Genomic DNA, 18,394 nt, shown 5'->3' with positions numbered 1-18,394 from the left:
ATCGGTGAATGGCTGAAGACCGGGCATTGTGATGATATGATATGAATATTAGCGTCCGGGATTGTCCCCGGGCTCAACACTTCAAAGGTTACAGTTATGATCATCGTTACCGGCGGCGCGGGCTTTATCGGCAGCAACATTATCAAGGCCCTCAATGATAAGGGCATCACCGACATTCTGGTGGTGGACAACCTGAAAGACGGCACCAAGTTCGTTAACCTGGTGGATCTGAACATCGCTGACTACATGGATAAAGAAGACTTCCTTATCCAGATTATGGCGGGTGAAGAGTTCGGCGAGATCGAAGCCATCTTCCACGAAGGTGCGTGCTCTTCCACCACCGAGTGGGACGGCAAGTACATGATGGATAACAACTATCAGTACTCTAAAGAGATCCTGCACTACTGCCTGGAGCGTGAAATTCCGTTCCTGTATGCCTCTTCCGCGGCAACCTACGGCGGGCGCACCTCGGACTTCATTGAATCCCGCGAATACGAGCAGCCGCTGAACGTCTACGGCTACTCCAAGTTCCTGTTTGACGAGTACGTGCGTCAGATCCTGCCGGAAGCGAACTCGCAGATTGTCGGCTTCCGCTACTTCAACGTTTACGGGCCGCGCGAAGGCCACAAAGGCAGCATGGCGAGCGTGGCGTTCCACCTGAACACCCAGCTGAATAACGGTGAAAGTCCAAAACTGTTCGAAGGCAGCGACGGCTTCAAGCGTGACTTCGTCTACGTAGGCGACGTGGCGGCCGTTAACCTGTGGTTCCTGGAAAACGGCGTCTCCGGCATTTTCAACCTGGGCACGGGCCGCGCGGAATCCTTCCAGGCGGTGGCAGACGCGACGCTGGCATATCATAAGAAAGGCAGCATCGAGTACATTCCGTTCCCGGACAAGCTGAAGGGCCGTTACCAGGCGTTCACGCAGGCCGACCTGACCAACCTGCGCGCAGCGGGTTATGACAAGCCGTTCAAGACCGTTGCCGAAGGCGTAACGGAATATATGGCCTGGCTGAACCGCGACGCATAAGCATGAAGATTCTGGTGATCGGCCCGTCATGGGTGGGCGACATGATGATGTCGCAAAGTCTCTATCGCACGCTCAAGGCGCGTTATCCCCAGGCGATAATCGACGTGATGGCACCCGCATGGTGCCGTCCGCTGTTGTCGCGTATGCCGGAAGTGAACGAGGCGATCCCGATGCCGCTCGGCCACGGGGCGCTGGAAATCGGCGAGCGCCGCAAGCTCGGCCATAGCCTGCGTGAGAAGCGCTACGATCGCGCGTACGTGCTGCCTAACTCCTTCAAATCCGCCCTTGTGCCCTTCTTTGCGGGCATCCCGCACCGTACCGGCTGGCGCGGCGAAATGCGCTACGGCCTGCTGAACGATGCCCGGGTGCTGGATAAAGAAGCCTGGCCGCTGATGGTGGAGCGCTACGTGGCGCTGGCCTACGACAAAGGCGTCATGCGCAGCGCGAAAGACCTGCCGCAGCCGCTGCTGTGGCCGCAGCTTCAGGTGAACGAGGGGGAGAAATCCCACACCTGCAACGCGTTTGGCCTTTCGTCCGAACGCCCAATGATTGGCTTCTGCCCCGGCGCAGAATTTGGCCCGGCAAAACGCTGGCCGCACTACCACTACGCCGAACTGGCGAAACAGCTGATCGACGAAGGCTACCAGATTGTGCTGTTTGGCTCGGCGAAGGATCACGAGGCGGGCAACGAAATTCTCGCCACACTCAGTAATGAACAGCAGGCCTGGTGCCGTAACCTGGCTGGAGAAACGCAGCTTGAGCAGGCCGTTATCCTGATTGCCGCCTGTAAGGCCGTGGTCAGCAATGACTCTGGCCTGATGCACGTCGCCGCCGCGCTGGACCGTCCGCTGGTCGCGCTGTATGGCCCAAGCAGCCCGGACTTCACGCCGCCGCTGTCGCACAAAGCGCGCGTAATCCGTTTGATCACCGGCTACCACAAGGTACGCAAAGGCGATGCCGCTGAAGGTTACCATCAGAGCCTGATCGACATTACCCCAGAGCGCGTTCTCGAAGAGCTCAACGAACTGCTGTTGAGCGAAGAAGGATAACGGATGCGGGTATTGATCGTTAAAACCTCCTCAATGGGCGATGTGCTGCATACGCTACCGTCGCTGACGGACGCCATGCGGGCCATTCCCGGCATCCGTTTTGACTGGGTGGTAGAAGAAGGCTTCGCGCAGATCCCCACCTGGCATGAAGCGGTTGACCGCGTGATCCCGGTCGCGATTCGCCGCTGGCGCAAAGCGTGGTTCTCCGCGCCGATTAAAGCCGAGCGTAAAGCCTTCCGTGAAACGGTGCAGGCGCAGCGTTACGACGCGATTATCGACGCGCAGGGGCTGGTGAAAAGCGCGGCGCTGGTCACGCGTCTGGCGCACGGCGTAAAGCACGGCATGGACTGGCACACCGCCCGCGAACCGCTGGCGAGTCTGTTCTATAACCGCCGCCACCACATCGCAAAGCAGCAGCACGCCGTAGAACGCACCCGCGAGCTGTTTGCGAAAAGCCTCGGCTATGCGAAACCGGAAGCGCAGGGCGACTACGCCATTGCGCAGCACTTTTTGCGCAATACAGATCCCTGTGCTCAGCCTTATCTTGTCTTTCTGCATGCCACAACGCGCGACGATAAGCACTGGCCGGAAACGCACTGGCGAAGGCTGATTGAACTAATGCAACCCTCCGGTATCCATATTAAACTCCCGTGGGGCGCTGAGCATGAGCGGCAGCGTGCGGCGCGTCTGGCAGCAGGCTTTTCCCACGTCGAGGTGTTACCCAAACTCACGCTGGCGCAGGTTGCCGCAGAGCTGGCAGGCGCTAACGCCGTTGTTTCCGTGGATACGGGTTTAAGCCATTTAACCGCGGCGCTGGATCGCCCAAATATCACCCTTTTTGGCCCGACCGATCCCGGCCTGATCGGGGGCTATGGCAAAAACCAGCATCAGATGGTCAGCCCGACTCAGCAAACGAAGGATATCAGCGCAGATGCGATTTTTTCATTTTTACAGGGCAGCCGTTGGCTTTCCAACAGGGATATTTAACCCATGAGTTACGTATTTCTGCTGATTTTACTCTTTCCGGTGAAGCTTATCCGCAAGCTGTTGCGCAAAGAGACAGGGAAAAACCTGGTCATTCAGACAGCCAAAATCGGTGATTTTGTTAATGCAACGCCTCTTCTGGCCTGGCTGCAAAAAAGCGACGTGCTCATCAGCCGCAGCGTGGGTGCGCTGGCGAAGCATGACGAGACGGTCGAAGAGATTTATTTTATTGAGCAGCATAAGCGTAACCTGTGGCGTAAGCTCTGTTTCGCCTGCAGGATCATGAACCGCTATGACAACGTCTACCTTCTGCAGCCTAACAGCGTGAACCTCTTTTTCGCCTCCGTTTGTAACGCCAAAAATAAGCAATTCTTAAGCACTTACACGCGCAGGTGGTATCACGGGATTTTCTATTCAACGGCCGATGGTACGGTTGACCACGGTAGAAAAACGTTAACAGTCACTAACTATCTTAAGCTGGCCGACCGTGCTCTGACCTGGCAAGACTCTCCAAAGCACGCCACAAAGCCACTGTTTAAACCCGCGACTTATCCGGCGATCCTTGATAAACCCGGCGCGGTCCGCATTGGCATCAGTATCGCCGCCGGGAATAAAGCCAAAACCGTTCCGCCTGTCATCTGGAAGCAAATTGCCGATCGTCTCGCCGACCTGCCCTGCGAGTTTTATGTCTTTGGCGCCCCGAATGAACAGTCCTGGATGGATGACATCACCCGCGCTTACGGTGAACTGCCCAACTTTATTAATCTGATTGGCAAGATCTCGCTTGAAGAGCTTCCGTGGGCAATTTCTAAAATGGATTGTTATATCGCCTCCGACTCGGGGAATGTCTACATCGCCGATGCGGTTGGCGTGCCGGTCGTCTTACTGTTCGGTCCGTGCTGTCACTACGAGCAGCGCCCGCTTGGCAACGTGTTGCTGATTGGCAACGATGACAATATTTGTTCGTATGTTTTTGAAACTCGTTATTATTTCTCGCAAGGCCGGGAAGAACTCTTCGCGGTAACAGATGAATCGCTGGACGAACTCAAACATTTCATTTGCGGGCTACAAACAGCAAAATCTGCCTTTGATGCTCAGGGAAACTAATTAATATGGCTTTTCTCAGCATCATTATTGCCGCACATAATGCCGAAAACACGCTTCACGCCACGCTGGAAAGTCTGCAAAACGCGGTTGAGAATGCAGGCGATGATGTAGAAGTTATTATCATTAATGACAGTTCCAACGATTCCACACAGGATATTATTGAGGCGTGGTTGCCAAAGCTTCCGCATGCGCAATGCCAATACGTTGAGTACCGTAACGTAGGGCATGTTCGAAACAGCGCAGTCTCGCTGGCGTCAGGCGATTACATCACGATGCTTGATAGCGACGATCTGTTAAAGCCGGGTAGCATCCGGGATGCCGTCGCCTTCCTGAAAGCAAAGCGCCCTGATATGTTGCTGACGCGCCTGCTGGAAATACGCGATATGCGGAAAATCACCTCCGCCTGGCAGGGATTCACGCCCGTCTCATTATCGCAAAATGATGCAATAAAGCGTTTCCTGCAGCACAAAGATTTTCAGGCGCATCTCATCGGGCAATTCGTACACCGCAGGCTATACGCAACCAACCCTATCCCTTCTATGGTCTGCTATGAAGATTTCGCGGTATTTCCCGGCATGCTGATGCAATCGCGTAAAATCTTCTTTCAGCGTCAGGGACACTATTTTTACATCAAACGCAGCGACAGTTTGTCGAGCCGTCTTGACGCCAGTAAAATCGCTACGCTGATTGAATGTACACTACAGATGGAAAATACATTCCCGCAATCATTTAAGCATCTTATTAATTGCCACTGGTTTGATATTTACAGCAATCACCGACAATATCTGACCGACCTGCAGCTCAAACTGGTTAAGGCGCGGGTAAATGCACTTTATTCTTTCTCTTTTTTCTTCTCCAGAGATGTACGTTTCAGCTACAAAAAAAGGGTCATTGAGGCATTATGGAAAAAGTAAAACTGCGGCTCTATCAGCTGACGCTGATTTTGAGCCTCATTTCGTTTGCACTGGCGCTGCTGAGCTCAGGTAAACAACGCGAATTTTTCTATATTGCGGTTTATGCCAGCATTATCGGCTTAGCTTGCGAATATAAAAAAATCACCCTGCGCCCCTTTTCAATCGCGCTCCCCATATTGCTGATTGGGCTACTCAATCTTGTCTGGTATATGGTGTACGAATATCATAGCGAAGGTTTAAACGCTTACAGCGATTATCTGGGTGCCAGTAAGAAACTGATATTAGCGAGCATTCTCGTTTTCTATCTTGACCGGTTTAAAACTTACGTCGATAAAAGCGCTTTCCAGAAGCACTTCCTGTACGCGGCAAGTACAGGGTTTGTCCTCGCCACGGGATATGGCTTATGGCAGGCGACGCAGGGTATGGCACGTATAGAGATGGCCATCAATCGCGCCACCGTGTCTGCCTATGTTTACTCCGTACTGTCACTGGCGCTGGTATACAGCCTTTATCTTCAAAAAAACAGAAAACTGTATATAGTCGCGGGTCTTACCATCTTAATATCTTACTTCGTTATTCTTTTAACGGGGACGCGTGCTGCAATGGGATTATATTTGCTCCTTGCGATTGTACTCACGCTCTACCACTTCAGAAGAATTCATCTGAAATCAACGCTGATTTTTTTATGTATTGTGGCAGGTGTAGTTGTCGTTAGTTACAAACCATTAATTTCGCCCAAGATTATGCAAGTACAGGCTGAGCTTGAGAAATATGAAAGCGGAGTAGACGGCACCTCACTTGGCTCTCGTTTTACCATGTGGAATGTAGGTATTCAAAACGGGCTTGCACATCCACTAGGGCAATCATTAGAAGAAAGGTATTTCTGGACGCAACATTATATTAATGATGGACATCCTAATCTAATCACTGCACTTGGCTATTTAAAAATACACCTACACAATGAATTTATCGAAAAATACTCTCTGCAAGGGCTTCCGGGTCTGGCGATATTACTCTTTTTCTTCGTTTCGATGATCGCTTACGCGCTTAAAAACCGAAATGGCCTACTGCTGACAACAATGCTTCTTTTATTACTCTATGGCCTGACAGACGTCATTTTATTGAGCTCAGAAGCCCTAATATTCTTTGTTACTCTGTTTGCATTGAGTACTCCTTTATCGCAAACCAGACAACATCAATAAGAGATAATGCCCGCCAGCCGGGCATTATTTTTTCTTGTATTGATAAAACTCCGCCAGCGTCATCCCCACCGTCTTATCGGATAGCCAGCTAAAAAGCGCTTCTAAATCCTGATATAACCCTTCAATCGCCGCCTCACCTTTAAAGGTCGGACTTCCGCCGGGCATAAATTCTGACGAATGAAGCATAAACTCCACATAGTCATTTCCCTGCGACAGGCATTGCTGCGCGACCTGAATCATCTGCGACGCATTGCCACCGGTCGGTCGTAGCCAGTTCACGGAAGGCGAGCGATATTTACCGCGAAGCCGATCGTATCCCTGTTTGATCGTGTTCAACCAGGCCGGATGTTTATACTGAATGCTCATCGGCACTTCGAGTAAGGGGCTATTTCCCGCCCGGGAAATAGTATCTAAATCCATAAAATAGGCGTGGTCGGGGAAATGCTGATAATCCGTTCCACCATTGCCCTGCGGAGCACCTTTCGCATTGCGCCAGTTCACGCGTGGCGTCACGGAGCAATCAACCTGGTAGCCCAGTTCAACGAGCAATTTTGCATAGCGGCTATCAAATGCCCAACGCCCGGCGCGGTGGCTCAGCATTTTGGTCTGGAATGTCTCTTCCAGCAGACGGGTCATGAACAGCACTTTCTCACGCATCACCTCGTCTGAAAATTCAATCAGATACGGTTGCCAGCGCCAGTCATCTCCCGTGAGATCGTGCTCAGGTGGGCTATTCCATGCGTGAAGGTGCATTCCCACCTCCCCCTGACCGCGAGCGATCGCGTCCCTGGCGAATTCAATGAAAACGGGCTCGATTGCCATCTCATAGTTTGTCAGCCATACGGGCTTAAAACCAAAACGCTCACAGAGGGCCTGGAACCGGGCCAGATAGCGCGCATTTTCCGTTTTAATGACGCGGTGATTCTGCCAGAGATTATCGCCCTCAGTATCGATCGTGATGATAAACGCTGGTTTTTTCATAATGAGTCCGCATGACAGGGAAGTTAGCGCTATGTTACGCACTCTCCAAAGCCTGAGTAAACCCTTCCTGGGAAATTCCTGAGATTATGGAGAAAGAGTGCAAGTCGCTACCAGGTCTATTAGAATTGCCAACAGTACAACGCCGATAAGATGATGATGAATAACTTACCTGACACGCCTGATTTGCGCATTCTACTGATCAAACTCCGCCATCATGGCGATATGTTATTGACCACCCCCGTCATTGATTCATTACGTCAAAAATGGCCACAAGCGCAAATTGACGTGCTGTTGTATGAAGAAACGCGCGATATGCTCGCCGCGCACCCGACGATTGGCACTATTTATGGAATCGATCGTAAATGGAAGCAGCTGGGCACGCTAAAGCACCTTCAAAAGGAGTGGCAGTTACTCTGCGCGTTACGAAAGCAACATTATCATCTGGTGATAAATCTTGCCGATCAGTGGCGTAGCGCTATCGTCACCCGTTTCACTGGTGCGCCGGTTCGCCTCGGATTCGCCTTTAACAAACGCAACAATCCATTCTGGCGTTTCTGTCATAGCGATTTAGTCTCTGTTGCAAATCACAAATCCCTGCACACTGTCGAACAAAATCTCTCCATTCTGTCACCATTACAGGTCGCGCCTGAGCCAGCTGTTACCATGGCCTACAGCGCAGAAGACTGGCACCACGCCCGCCAGCAGCTGGTGCAAAAAGGAGTGGGCGATAACTACATCGTCATTCAGCCGACATCACGCTGGTTCTTCAAATGCTGGGATGAAAGCAAAATGGCGCAAACCATCACCGCGCTGCAGCAGGATGGGCATACCGTTGTACTCACGGCCGGGCCGGATAAAAAAGAGCTGGCGATGATAGATCGCATACTCGCCGCCTCACCGAAAACGGGGGTCGTCTCGCTGGCGGGACAGCTAACGTTGCGCCAGCTGGCCTCACTCATCGATCACGCGTGTCTTTTTATTGGCGTTGACTCCGTTCCGATGCATATGGCCGCCGCGCTGCAGACGCCCTGCGTGGCGCTGTTTGGCCCTTCCAAACTGACGTTTTGGTCTCCATGGCAAGTCAACGGTGAAGTCATCTGGGCTGGCGACTACGGTCCCCTTCCCGATCCCGACGCTATTGATACCAAAACGAAAGAACGCTATCTCGACGCCATTCCTGTTGATGCTGTCGTCTCCGCTGCAAGGAGATATTTGTCATGAAACACCATCGTCTGGCGATTGTTCGCCAAAAGTATCGCCCTGATGGCGGAGCGGAGCGCTTCGTTTCACGTGCGCTCACCGCGCTGAGCAAACAGAATCTTGAACTCAACGTCATTACGCGTGAATGGCAGGGTGAGAGACAGGACGACTGGCATATCCATATTTGCGACCCGCGCAAATGGGGCCGAATTAGCCGCGAACGCGGGTTTGCCCATGCTGCCCGCGCGCTGTGGCAGCAACAGCAGTTTGATATTGTGCAAAGCCACGAGCGGATTCCGGGCTGTGATATCTACCGCGCTGGCGATGGCGTTCATCGCCGCTGGCTGCTACAGCGTGCGCGCATCCTGCCCGCCTGGCGCGCGAAAATGCTAATGGTCGACCGCTATCACCGCTACGTGATGCACGCCGAGCGTGAAATGTACCAGGCGCCAGAGCTGAAAGCGGTTATCTGTAATGCGGAGATGATCAAACGCGAAATCGTTGAAGACTTTGATATTGACGCAAAAAAGATACATGTGATTTATAATTCAATTGATTCCAGCCGCTTCGTTCCGGCCCAGGAAGCACAGCGTGCCGCGTTGCGTCAGCAATTTGGTTTGCCAGCCGATGCCGTGGTGTTCTGTTTTGTAGGATCGGGTTTTGAACGAAAAGGATTGGCCAGCGCCATACGCGCTATCGCAGGAACTTCAGCCTGGCTGATTGTGGTTGGACAGGATAAAGCAGAACATCGTTATCGTGACCTCGCCCGTTCATTGGGCTGCGAAGGGCAAATCCGTTTCCTGGGGATGCAGAAAGAAACGCTGCCTTTTTATCAGCTATCCGATGGTTTACTGTTGCCAACGCTGTATGATCCCTTTCCAAACGTCATTCTTGAAGCGATGGCCTGCGGCTTGCCCGTCATTACTTCAGAGAGTTGCGGAGGCGCTGAATTTATTCAGCAAGGCCAGAACGGATTTTATTGTGACGCCCTGGATATCAACACATTGAAGGAGGCAATTGCAGCCACTCCTTCTCTGGGAAAAAATAACACGATGGGGCAAGCGGCACGTGAACGGGTAAAAGACGCCACCCCCGAAAAACTGTCAAGTCAGCTTATTTCGCTTTATCAAAAATTACTGGATTAAAAATGCGCATCCTAATGATTATTGATGGTTTACCCGGTGGGGGAGCTGAAAAAACAGTTCTTACACTTTCCAGCGGATTAACGGAAATGGGGCATCAGGTCTCCCTTTTCTCTCTGCGGAAAGTGTGTGATTACGCCATCCCGGAAGGCATTGATTATCAGGTGGTCCAGGATACCTGCAAAAAACCGTGGCGCAAGCTGACGGAGATCCCACGCCGAGCCCGCCTGCTGGATCAGGCAATTGAGCGGGCTGAGCGCAGCGGAAAATTTGACGTTGTGTTCTCTCATCTGCACAAAACTGACCGCATTGTGGCGCACTGCCGCGCGCTGGAGCGTGAAAAAGTCTGGTTCTGCGTGCATGGCATGTTCTCTTTCTCCTATCTTCGCCATCGCAGCGGGCTGTCGCGCTGGTTTAAGCATCTTAAAATTCGTCATACCTATGAAAACCGAAACGTTGTCGCCGTCTCAGGCGCCGTGCTGAAAGACCTTTCCGAGACCCTGGCTCTGAAACTCCGGCGTAAAGCGGTTATCCACAATCCTTTTGATATCCCTGAAATTCAGCGTCTGGCGGATGCCCCCTTCGAGATGCAAGGGAAGGATTACATCATCCATGTCGGCCGCTTCCATGAACACAAACGCCACGACCGTCTTTTACGCGCGTTCGCACAGAGCCAGCTCGACACTACGCTTGTCATGATGGGCAATGGTTCCGAAGCCAAAATTCAAAAGCTCAAACAGCTTGCCCGCGACCTGGGTATTGAAGACAAGACGGTTTTCCGTCCCTTCGACTCCAATCCCTACCCCTGGATTAAAGGGGCACGCCTCTTAGTGTTAAGTTCTGACTGCGAAGGTTTTGGTAATGTGCTGGTGGAATCCATTATCTGCCAGACGCCACCGGTCAGTACCAATTGTCCGGGTGGCCCCGCAGAAATCCTCACCGGCGCCTTAGCGCGCGGGCTGGCAGAGCTAAATGACGCGTCACTGGCAAAAACCCTGGTCGATATTTATACCGCCCCGCCGGTCGTTGGCGATGCAACGATTGCGTCGTTCGGTATCAATGCCATTTGCCAGCAGTACATTGCTTTGGTCGACAATCAAAAATAATCAGGTTTCTTATGCAAAATTCAGCGCCATTGTTAAGCGTGGTGGTTGCCGTTTATAACGGCGAAGCTTTTCTGGATCAGTTCTTTACCTGCCTTGTGAATCAACACATCGACAGCATGGAAGTCATTATTGTCAATGATGGCTCGACTGACCGCTCGATGCAGATCGTCGAAAGCTGGCGTGAAAAACTGCCGCAGATGCAGGTGATTGAACAGCAAAACCAGGGCGTTTCCATTGCGCGGAATACCGGCCTGGCCGTTGCAACGGGTCAGTATCTCTCTTTCCCGGATATTGATGACGTCTTCAAACCTGGCATGTACCAGCGTCTGCTGGATATGGCCGTCACGCAGGATCTGGATGTCGCCACCTGCAACGGCAACTACGTCTGGGAAAATGATAAGAAACCGTCTCGACCTATCTTCCCCGAGGATAAACTCGCCTCAACGGATGTTATGACGGGCCCGGCATGGTTAAAGATGGCGCTGGATTCACGTAAGTTCCTGCACGTGACCTGGCTTAATATCTATCGCCACGATTTTATTCGTAAACACAGTTTCCATTTCGAACCCGGGCTGCGCCATCAGGATATCCCGTGGACCACCGAGGTGCTGCTTGCCGCAGAGCGCGTTCAGTACACCAGTGAACGCTTTTATGACTACTACATTCACTCTGCCTCGGTATCGCATACGCCGGATAATGACGACACGCTGATCCGCTCCGCGCGCCACTACATGAAAATCCTGCAGATGCTTGATGCCATTAACCAGCGTTACCCGGATAAAGTGAAAAATATCCCCGCCTGCCACTGGCAAATCGCCAAAGAGGGGCTGGGGATCATTCATACCTTCGACAACATGAAGGATGAGACAAAGAAAACAATGATTATCAAAGAGTTCTTCGACACCGGGATCTGGAAGCTTATCTGGAAAAGTGCCAAAAGCCCGCGTTTGCGCTGGCGCCTGGGCCGACGCTACTTCCGTTTAAAACGGTATCTGGCATAAGAGATAGCTTTACCTGGCTTAAATGCTTAGAATTTGCCCGCCGAAACTAAAAAGACGGATAATCGCTTGGAATTGTTGTATACCGCCCTGCTCTATATCATTCAGCCACTGGTGTGGCTGAGACTGTTGCTTCGTAGCCGTAAAGCGCCTGCGTATCGTAAACGCTGGGCTGAACGCTATGGCTTTTGCCGCAATAAAGTCGCCCCGGACGGTATTTTGCTGCATTCCGTTTCTGTCGGTGAAACGCTGGCGGCGATCCCGCTGGTTCGCGCTCTGCGCCACCGCTACCCGTCTCTGCCGATTACCGTCACCACCATGACGCCAACCGGCTCAGAGCGCGCGTTATCCGCGTTTGGCAAAGACGTTCATCACGTCTACCTCCCTTACGATCTGCCCTGCGCTATGAATCGTTTCCTGAACACCGTTCGCCCGAAGCTGGTGATCGTGATGGAAACCGAGCTGTGGCCGAACATGATTTCCGCTCTGCACGCCCGTAAAATTCCGCTGGTGATTGCCAACGCGCGCCTGTCAGAGCGCTCGGCGAAAGGCTACGGCAAGCTGGGCAAATTTATGCGCCGCCTGTTGAGCAAAATCACGCTGATTGCCGCGCAGAACGAAGAAGACGCGGCGCGCTTTATCTCCCTGGGCCTGAAGCGCAACCAGCTTGCCGTGACCGGCAGCCTGAAATTCGATATTTCCGTTACCCCTGAACTGGCCGCCCGCGCCATCACGCTGCGCCGCCAGTGGGCTCCGCGTCGCCAGGTCTGGATAGCGACCAGTACTCATGAGGGCGAAGAGGCGATTATCCTGCAGGCGCACCGTAAGCTGCTGGAAACCTTCCCGGACCTACTGCTGATTCTGGTGCCTCGTCACCCCGAACGTTTTAAAGATGCCCGCGAAATGGTGCAGAAAGGCGGCTTCAGCTTCACCCTGCGCAGCAGCGGAGAGATCCCTTCCGGCAGCACTCAGGTGGTGATTGGCGATACGATGGGCGAACTGATGCTGCTCTACGGCATTGCTGACCTCGCCTTTGTTGGCGGCAGCCTTGTCGAGCGCGGCGGTCATAACCCGCTGGAACCCGCAGCGCACGCCATTCCGGTGCTGATGGGCCCACACACGTTTAACTTCAAAGATATCTGCGCTAAATTGCAGCAGGCCGATGGTTTAATTACCGTGACAGATGCGGACTCGGTGGTCAAAGAGGTTTCAACCCTTCTGACGGACGAAGATTACCGCCTGTGGTACGGTCGCCACGCCGTCGAAGTGCTGCACCAGAACCAGGGCGCACTCACCCGTCTGCTGCAGCTTCTGCAACCTTATCTGCCTCAGCGGAGCCACTAATGTCTACGCGTCTGTCGGTCGTCATGATCGCCAAAAACGCCGCCGATCTGCTTCCGGACTGCCTGGCCTCCGTCGCCTGGGCTGACGAAATTGTTATCCTCGACTCCGGAAGCACGGACAACACGGTGGACATCGCCCGGACCGCGGGTGCAAAAGTCTTTACCGATACCGACTGGCAGGGCTACGGCATTCAGCGCCAGCGAGCGCAGGGTCACGCCACGGGCGATTATGTGCTGATGATCGACACCGACGAGCGCGTCACCCCGGAACTCCAGCAGGCCATTCAGGCGGTGCTTTCCTCACCCCTGCCTGGCGCCGTATACAGCATCGCGCGTCGCAACTACTTCCTTGGCCGCTTCATGCGCCACAGCGGCTGGTATCCGGATCGCGTAATGCGCCTCTACGAGCGCGGGCGCTTTCAGTACAACGACAATCTTGTCCATGAGTCACTGGCCTGCGACGGCGCCCAGGTCATCCCCCTGACGGGTGATTTGCTGCATCTGACCTGCCGTGATTTCGCCAGCTTCCAGCAAAAGCAGCTCAACTATGCCACCGCATGGGCGCAGGAACGCCATCAGCGCGGCAAGAAGGCCTCGTTGACAGGAATCTTCACCCACACGCTGGGCGCGTTTCTGAAAACGCTGCTGCTGCGCGGCGGCGTGCTGGATGGTAAGCAGGGCTGGTTACTGGCGGTAGTGAATGCCCAGTATACTTTCAACAAATACACCGAGCTGTGGGCGCTCTGCCGCGGCTACTCAGAGAAAACGTGAGCCATGAGCACAAAAGCGATTTATCCGGGTACCTTCGATCCGATCACTAACGGTCATCTTGACATCATTACCCGTGCAGCGTGCATGTTCGACAAGGTGATCCTGGCGATTGCCGCCAGCCCCAGCAAAAAGCCGATGTTTGATCTCAACGAGCGCGTGCAACTTGCCACCGACGCCATTTCGCACCTGCCGAATGTTGAAGTTGTCGGGTTCAGCGATCTGATGGCGAACTTCGCCCGCGCCCAGCAGGCCAATATTCTGATTCGTGGCCTGCGCGCGGTGGCAGACTTCGAGTATGAGATGCAGCTGGCGCACATGAACCGCCACCTGATGCCGGAGCTGGAAAGCGTATTCCTGATGCCGTCAAAAGAGTGGTCGTTTATCTCGTCCACGCTGGTAAAAGAGGTGGCGCGCCATCACGGGGACGTTACCCATTTCCTGCCGGATAACGTCCACCTGGCACTGATGGAAAAGCTAAAGTAGTTCTATTTCTGACACTGGCGGCAGTAGAACGTGGCGCGTTGGGCGTGCTTCGTGGCAATAATCGGCGTCCCGCATGCCCTGCATGGCTCGCCCTTACGGCCATACACCTGCAGCTCCTGGGCAAAATAGCCTGGTTTACCGTCGCTTTGCAGAAAATCCTTCAGGGTGGTCCCGCCTTGCTCAATCGAGCGCAGCAGCACTGCTTTAATGACCCGAACCAGCAGCTCACACTCCTGCGCGGACAGCGACGAGGCCAGCCGATCGGGATGGATCCCGGCCGCGAACAGCGATTCACTGGCGTAAATATTCCCCACGCCGACCACCAGCTTGTTATCCATCAGCCAGGGCTTGATCGGGGTCTTTTTCTTCGCGCACTTCTCTTTCAGGTAGTCCGCATTAAACGCGTCTGAAAGCGGCTCAGGGCCCAGATGCGCCAGCACGTTGTGTCCTTCCAGCTCCTTCGTCCACAGCCACGCGCCAAAGCGCCGCGGATCGGTGTAGCGGAGCACTTTGCCGTTGCTCATTACCAGGTCAACGTGATCGTGTTTTTCCGCAGGCAATTCTTCGGTCAGGATGCGCAGGCTCCCGGACATCCCAAGATGGATAATGATCCAGCCGTCAGGCAGCTCCAGCAACAGGTATTTCGCGCGGCGCTGCACGCTAAGGACGGGTTTGTCGCTTAACGCGTGGATCTCATCGGACACCGGCCAGCGCAGTCGTCCATTGCGAACGACGGCATGAAGAATAGTCGCGCCGACCAGATGGGGCTCAATGCCGCGACGGCTGGTCTCTACCTCAGGTAATTCAGGCATGGTTCCTCCGTTGAGATGCAGAATGCAAAAAACCCCGCAGTTGCGGGGTTTTTCAATACAAGGAGGCTAAAATTATTTGATTTTAGCTTCTTTGTACAGTACGTGCTGGCGTACAACTGGATCGAATTTTTTCAGTTCCAGTTTTTCCGGCTTAGTACGTTTGTTCTTCGTGGTGGTGTAGAAGTGACCTGTACCAGCAGAAGAAACCAGCTTGATTTTCTCGCGAATACCTTTAGCCATGATTTATTTCCTCTTTAAGTACTTAGTACTTTTCGCCACGGGCACGCAGTTCAGACAGAACTGTATCGATGCCTTTCTTATCGATTACACGCATACCTTTAGCAGATACACGCAGGGTGACAAAACGCTTCTCGCTCTCAACCCAGAAACGGTGAGAGTGCAGGTTCGGCAGGAAACGGCGTTTAGTCGCGTTCAGTGCGTGGGAACGGTTGTTACCGGTCACCGGACGCTTGCCAGTAACTTGGCAGACTCGGGACATGTCTATTCTCCAAAAATCAAATTAGCTCGAGCTTCGTATGGGGTATCGGCGCCTCGTCAGGCTTTACAGCCCGGTCATCGCGTAGTTCTAAGTGAACTCTCGATTGCCAGGCCCAAATGCCAAACCCGAGATTCTCAAAGGTGGCGTAGTATACGCTGACTCGGCGGTGTGCTCAAGTCCCGAACAGACAAAGATCCCGATGGATCGCGAGAAATAGCCTAAATCCAGCCATGTTCTGCAAAAGAAATGTACTCTCCGCGGCCAATTATCAGATGGTCCAGAACACGAATGTCCATGAATTGACAGCATTTGATAATGCGTTCGGTGATTTCTTTGTCAGCTCTGCTCGGTTCTGCACAGCCAGAGGGGTGATTATGCGCGAGGATCACCCCCGCTGCATTCACTTTTATCGCTTCACGCACAATTTCACGCGGATGTACCTCAACGTGGCTCAGTGTACCCGAAAACAGGCGGCTGTGCTTCAGTACCCGGTTCCTGTTGTCGAGAAAGATCACCATAAAGATCTCCCGCTCCAGACCAGATAGCTGGCTTTGCAAAAATTCGCGGGTCATGTCAGGGGTAAGGATCGGATCTTGCTCCTCCATCTGTACGTTATAAAATCGCCGGGCAAGTTCAGCAATACCCCGTAACTGGGCATACTTCGCGACGCCAATGCCTTCTACGTGCGTAAACGCCTCCAGTTCGGCTGTCAGCAAACCATGTAGTGAACCAAAATGGTCTATCAGATTTTTCGCCAGCGTAAATACCGTTTTTCCCTTCGTACCTGTACGTAAAAAGAGCGCCAGCAGTTCCTCGTCTTTTAATAACGCGATGCCATGACGCAGCATTTTTTCGCGCGGTAGCAGCAGTTCAGTCTCTTCCATGCCCGGCCTCCTTCTGTTTGCCATTATGCTGCCACAGGCAAATCCGGGGCTCGATGCTGAGGTTTCGTTCTTGCGTAGCGCCTCGCAAAGTGCATAAAGGACTTCATCACCCCCTATTTGGGATTGTGGTAAAATGCCCGCTCTCTGGTGAAACCCAACAGGAAAGAATCATGATGAGCCTGGCCGGTAAAAAAATCGTTCTTGGCGTGAGCGGCGGCATTGCTGCCTATAAAGCGCCGGAGCTGGTGCGTCGTCTGCGCGAGCGCGGGGCGGACGTGCGGGTCGCGATAACCGAAGGCGGTAAAGCCTTTATCACCCCTCTGAGCCTGCAGGCGGTTTCAGGATACCCGGTATCTGACAGCCTGCTCGATCCGGCCGCCGAAGCCGCGATGGGGCATATTGAGCTTGGGAAATGGGCCGATCTGGTGATTCTTGCCCCTGCCACGGCAGATTTAATTGCCCGCGTGGCGGCCGGTATGGCGAACGATCTGGTTTCGACCATTTGCCTCGCGACGCCTGCCCCCGTCGCCGTTGTGCCCGCCATGAACCAGCAGATGTACCGCAATGCCGCCACCCAGCATAATCTGGAGACGCTGGCTTCGCGCGGCCTGCTTGTCTGGGGCCCGGACAGCGGCAGCCAGGCCTGCGGCGACGTTGGCCCGGGGCGTATGCTCGACCCGCTGACGATTGTGGATATGGCCGCCGCCCATTTTTCACCTGTCAACGACCTGCAACATCTCAACATCATGATTACCGCGGGCCCGACGCGCGAGCCGCTGGACCCGGTGCGTTACATCACCAACCACAGCTCCGGTAAAATGGGCTTTGCGATTGCTGCCGCAGCGGCAAAACGCGGTGCTAACGTCACGCTGGTCAGCGGCCCGGTCTCGTTACCTACGCCACCTTTTGTACAGCGTATTAATGTTACCACCGCGCTGGAGATGGAAGCCGCCGTGCAGGCTCATGCGCAACGCCAGCAGATTTTTATCGGCTGTGCGGCCGTGGCAGACTATCGCGCCGAGACTATCGCCGAGTCTAAAATCAAAAAGCAAGGCGATGAATTAACACTGAAAATGGTGAAAAACCCGGACATTGTTGCCGGTGTCGCCGCATTAAAAAGCCATCGTCCTTACGTTGTTGGATTTGCCGCAGAAACGAATAATGTGGAAGAATATGCCCGGCAAAAACGTACCCGCAAAAACCTCGATTTAATTTGCGCGAACGACGTATCGCTGGCCACGCAAGGATTTAATAGCGACAGCAACGCACTGCACCTTTTCTGGCAGGATGGAGATAAAATCTTACCGCTTGAGCGCAAGGAACTCCTGGGCCAACAATTACTGGACGAGATCGTTACCCGTTATGATGAAAAAAATCGACGTTAAGATTCTGGACCCGCGTGTTGGCGAGCAATTCCCGCTGCCAACCTATGCCACCTCCGGCTCTGCCGGACTTGACCTGCGCGCCTGTCTCGATGACGCCGTAGAACTGGCTCCCGGTGCCACTACCCTGATCCCGACTGGCCTGGCGATCCACATTGCAGACCCGTCTCTGGCGGCAGTGATCCTGCCGCGCTCGGGTCTGGGCCATAAGCACGGCGTAGTGCTGGGTAACCTGGTCGGCCTGATCGACTCCGACTACCAGGGTCAGCTGATGGTGTCCGTCTGGAACCGTGGTCAGGACAGCTTCACCATTGAACCTGGCGAGCGTATCGCGCAGATGGTTTTTGTACCGGTGGTACAGGCAGAATTTAACCTGGTGGCAGATTTTGATGCCACCGACCGTGGCGAAGGCGGCTTCGGCCATTCCGGGCGCAAATAACCGCCCGACACACGTATCTCGCAGCGCCATAACGCAATAACAAACCGCAAACGTCAGTTTGCGGTCGCT

The 18,394-nt window shown here is 53.7% G+C and carries 20 protein-coding genes; 15 read left to right on the top strand and 5 right to left on the bottom strand.

Annotation, left to right across the window (positions count from 1 at the left end; genetic code table 11):
* Nucleotides 1-96 precede the first annotated feature (96 nt).
* From rfaD to IM314_RS15510, 6 genes are read left to right on the top strand one after another with little or no spacing between them, the layout of a single operon-like run.
* Nucleotides 97-1,029, top strand: coding sequence for an ADP-glyceromanno-heptose 6-epimerase (gene rfaD, locus IM314_RS15535; RefSeq protein WP_041911658.1), 933 nt, complete (start codon nucleotides 97-99; stop codon nucleotides 1,027-1,029).
* Nucleotides 1,030-1,031: 2 nt separating this feature from the next.
* Entirely contained in the window at nucleotides 1,032-2,078 is a 1,047-nt protein-coding gene (gene rfaF, locus IM314_RS15530) for an ADP-heptose--LPS heptosyltransferase RfaF (RefSeq protein ID WP_193359178.1), read from the top strand.
* Between the two features lie 3 nt (nucleotides 2,079-2,081).
* Nucleotides 2,082-3,065 (top strand): lipopolysaccharide heptosyltransferase RfaC, encoded by a 984-nt coding sequence (rfaC, locus tag IM314_RS15525; RefSeq protein WP_047366919.1) that lies wholly within the window; start codon nucleotides 2,082-2,084, stop codon nucleotides 3,063-3,065.
* Nucleotides 3,066-3,068: 3 nt separating this feature from the next.
* The gene (locus IM314_RS15520) at nucleotides 3,069-4,169 is read left to right on the top strand and encodes a glycosyltransferase family 9 protein (protein ID WP_193359179.1); all 1,101 of its coding nucleotides are present in this window, start codon (nucleotides 3,069-3,071) and stop codon (nucleotides 4,167-4,169) included.
* Between the two features lie 5 nt (nucleotides 4,170-4,174).
* A complete protein-coding gene (locus IM314_RS15515) occupies nucleotides 4,175-5,083 on the top strand; it encodes a glycosyltransferase family 2 protein (protein ID WP_047363312.1) in 909 nt (302 codons plus the stop codon).
* Nucleotides 5,071-6,285, top strand: coding sequence for an O-antigen ligase (locus tag IM314_RS15510; RefSeq protein WP_047363310.1), 1,215 nt, complete (start codon nucleotides 5,071-5,073; stop codon nucleotides 6,283-6,285). Before IM314_RS15515 ends, IM314_RS15510 begins: the two co-directional genes overlap by 13 nt.
* Nucleotides 6,286-6,309: 24 nt before the next feature.
* Here IM314_RS15510 and IM314_RS15505 read toward each other — a convergent pair whose 3' ends face one another.
* Nucleotides 6,310-7,266 carry a polysaccharide deacetylase family protein gene (locus IM314_RS15505; RefSeq protein WP_193359183.1) on the bottom strand — a complete coding sequence of 319 codons (957 nt, stop codon included), beginning with the start codon at nucleotides 7,264-7,266 and terminating at the stop codon, nucleotides 6,310-6,312.
* Nucleotides 7,267-7,416: 150 nt separating this feature from the next.
* Between IM314_RS15505 and rfaQ the strand changes: the two genes are divergently transcribed.
* The 7 genes from rfaQ to coaD all read left to right on the top strand — a co-directional run bounded on the left by rfaQ (nucleotide 7,417) and on the right by coaD (nucleotide 14,309).
* Nucleotides 7,417-8,487 (top strand): putative lipopolysaccharide heptosyltransferase III, encoded by a 1,071-nt coding sequence (rfaQ, locus tag IM314_RS15500; RefSeq protein ID WP_049001246.1) that lies wholly within the window; start codon nucleotides 7,417-7,419, stop codon nucleotides 8,485-8,487.
* Nucleotides 8,484-9,611 carry a glycosyltransferase family 4 protein gene (locus tag IM314_RS15495; protein ID WP_153656967.1) on the top strand — a complete coding sequence of 376 codons (1,128 nt, stop codon included), beginning with the start codon at nucleotides 8,484-8,486 and terminating at the stop codon, nucleotides 9,609-9,611. Before rfaQ ends, IM314_RS15495 begins: the two co-directional genes overlap by 4 nt.
* A 2-nt stretch (nucleotides 9,612-9,613) precedes the next feature.
* Nucleotides 9,614-10,714: a glycosyltransferase gene (locus IM314_RS15490; RefSeq protein WP_041911667.1), complete on the top strand. Its 1,101-nt coding sequence runs from the start codon at nucleotides 9,614-9,616 to the stop codon at nucleotides 10,712-10,714.
* Nucleotides 10,715-10,725: 11 nt separating this feature from the next.
* Nucleotides 10,726-11,715, top strand: a complete 990-nt coding sequence (locus tag IM314_RS15485) for a glycosyltransferase (RefSeq protein WP_193359180.1) — start codon at nucleotides 10,726-10,728, stop codon at nucleotides 11,713-11,715.
* 66 nt (nucleotides 11,716-11,781) lie between these two features.
* On the top strand, nucleotides 11,782-13,056 hold the full coding sequence (gene waaA, locus IM314_RS15480) for a lipid IV(A) 3-deoxy-D-manno-octulosonic acid transferase (RefSeq protein ID WP_028015020.1): 1,275 nt from the start codon (nucleotides 11,782-11,784) through the stop codon (nucleotides 13,054-13,056).
* Nucleotides 13,056-13,826, top strand: coding sequence for a glycosyltransferase family 2 protein (locus IM314_RS15475; protein ID WP_193359181.1), 771 nt, complete (start codon nucleotides 13,056-13,058; stop codon nucleotides 13,824-13,826). Before waaA ends, IM314_RS15475 begins: the two co-directional genes overlap by 1 nt.
* A gap of 3 nt (nucleotides 13,827-13,829) precedes the next feature.
* On the top strand, nucleotides 13,830-14,309 hold the full coding sequence (coaD, locus tag IM314_RS15470) for a pantetheine-phosphate adenylyltransferase (RefSeq protein ID WP_045260067.1): 480 nt from the start codon (nucleotides 13,830-13,832) through the stop codon (nucleotides 14,307-14,309).
* 2 nt (nucleotides 14,310-14,311) lie between these two features.
* Here coaD and mutM read toward each other — a convergent pair whose 3' ends face one another.
* From mutM to radC, 4 genes are all read right to left on the bottom strand, one after another.
* Nucleotides 14,312-15,121, bottom strand: a complete 810-nt coding sequence (gene mutM, locus IM314_RS15465; RefSeq protein ID WP_028015018.1) for a bifunctional DNA-formamidopyrimidine glycosylase/DNA-(apurinic or apyrimidinic site) lyase — start codon at nucleotides 15,119-15,121, stop codon at nucleotides 14,312-14,314.
* 72 nt (nucleotides 15,122-15,193) lie between these two features.
* Entirely contained in the window at nucleotides 15,194-15,361 is a 168-nt protein-coding gene (gene rpmG / locus IM314_RS15460; RefSeq protein ID WP_003024094.1) for a 50S ribosomal protein L33, read from the bottom strand.
* Nucleotides 15,362-15,383: 22 nt separating this feature from the next.
* Complete coding sequence (rpmB, locus tag IM314_RS15455) at nucleotides 15,384-15,620, bottom strand: 50S ribosomal protein L28 (protein WP_002436699.1); 237 nt, start codon at nucleotides 15,618-15,620, stop codon at nucleotides 15,384-15,386.
* A 218-nt stretch (nucleotides 15,621-15,838) separates the two neighbouring features.
* Nucleotides 15,839-16,504 (bottom strand): DNA repair protein RadC, encoded by a 666-nt coding sequence (radC, locus tag IM314_RS15450; RefSeq protein ID WP_059353792.1) that lies wholly within the window; start codon nucleotides 16,502-16,504, stop codon nucleotides 15,839-15,841.
* Between the two features lie 173 nt (nucleotides 16,505-16,677).
* Here radC and coaBC point away from each other — a divergent pair, with 173 nt between their 5' ends.
* On the top strand, nucleotides 16,678-17,889 hold the full coding sequence (coaBC, locus tag IM314_RS15445; protein ID WP_028015016.1) for a bifunctional phosphopantothenoylcysteine decarboxylase/phosphopantothenate--cysteine ligase CoaBC: 1,212 nt from the start codon (nucleotides 16,678-16,680) through the stop codon (nucleotides 17,887-17,889).
* Nucleotides 17,867-18,325, top strand: a complete 459-nt coding sequence (dut, locus tag IM314_RS15440; protein ID WP_015570042.1) for a dUTP diphosphatase — start codon at nucleotides 17,867-17,869, stop codon at nucleotides 18,323-18,325. Before coaBC ends, dut begins: the two co-directional genes overlap by 23 nt.
* Nucleotides 18,326-18,394: the final 69 nt, after the last annotated feature.

This window comes from Enterobacter cloacae complex sp. P42RS (assembly GCF_014930595.1).
GTDB classification, from domain to species: Bacteria; Pseudomonadota; Gammaproteobacteria; order Enterobacterales; family Enterobacteriaceae; genus Enterobacter; species Enterobacter bugandensis.
The sequence above is the reverse complement of the archived record's forward strand: the minus strand, read 5'-3'. Positions and strand labels throughout refer to the sequence as shown.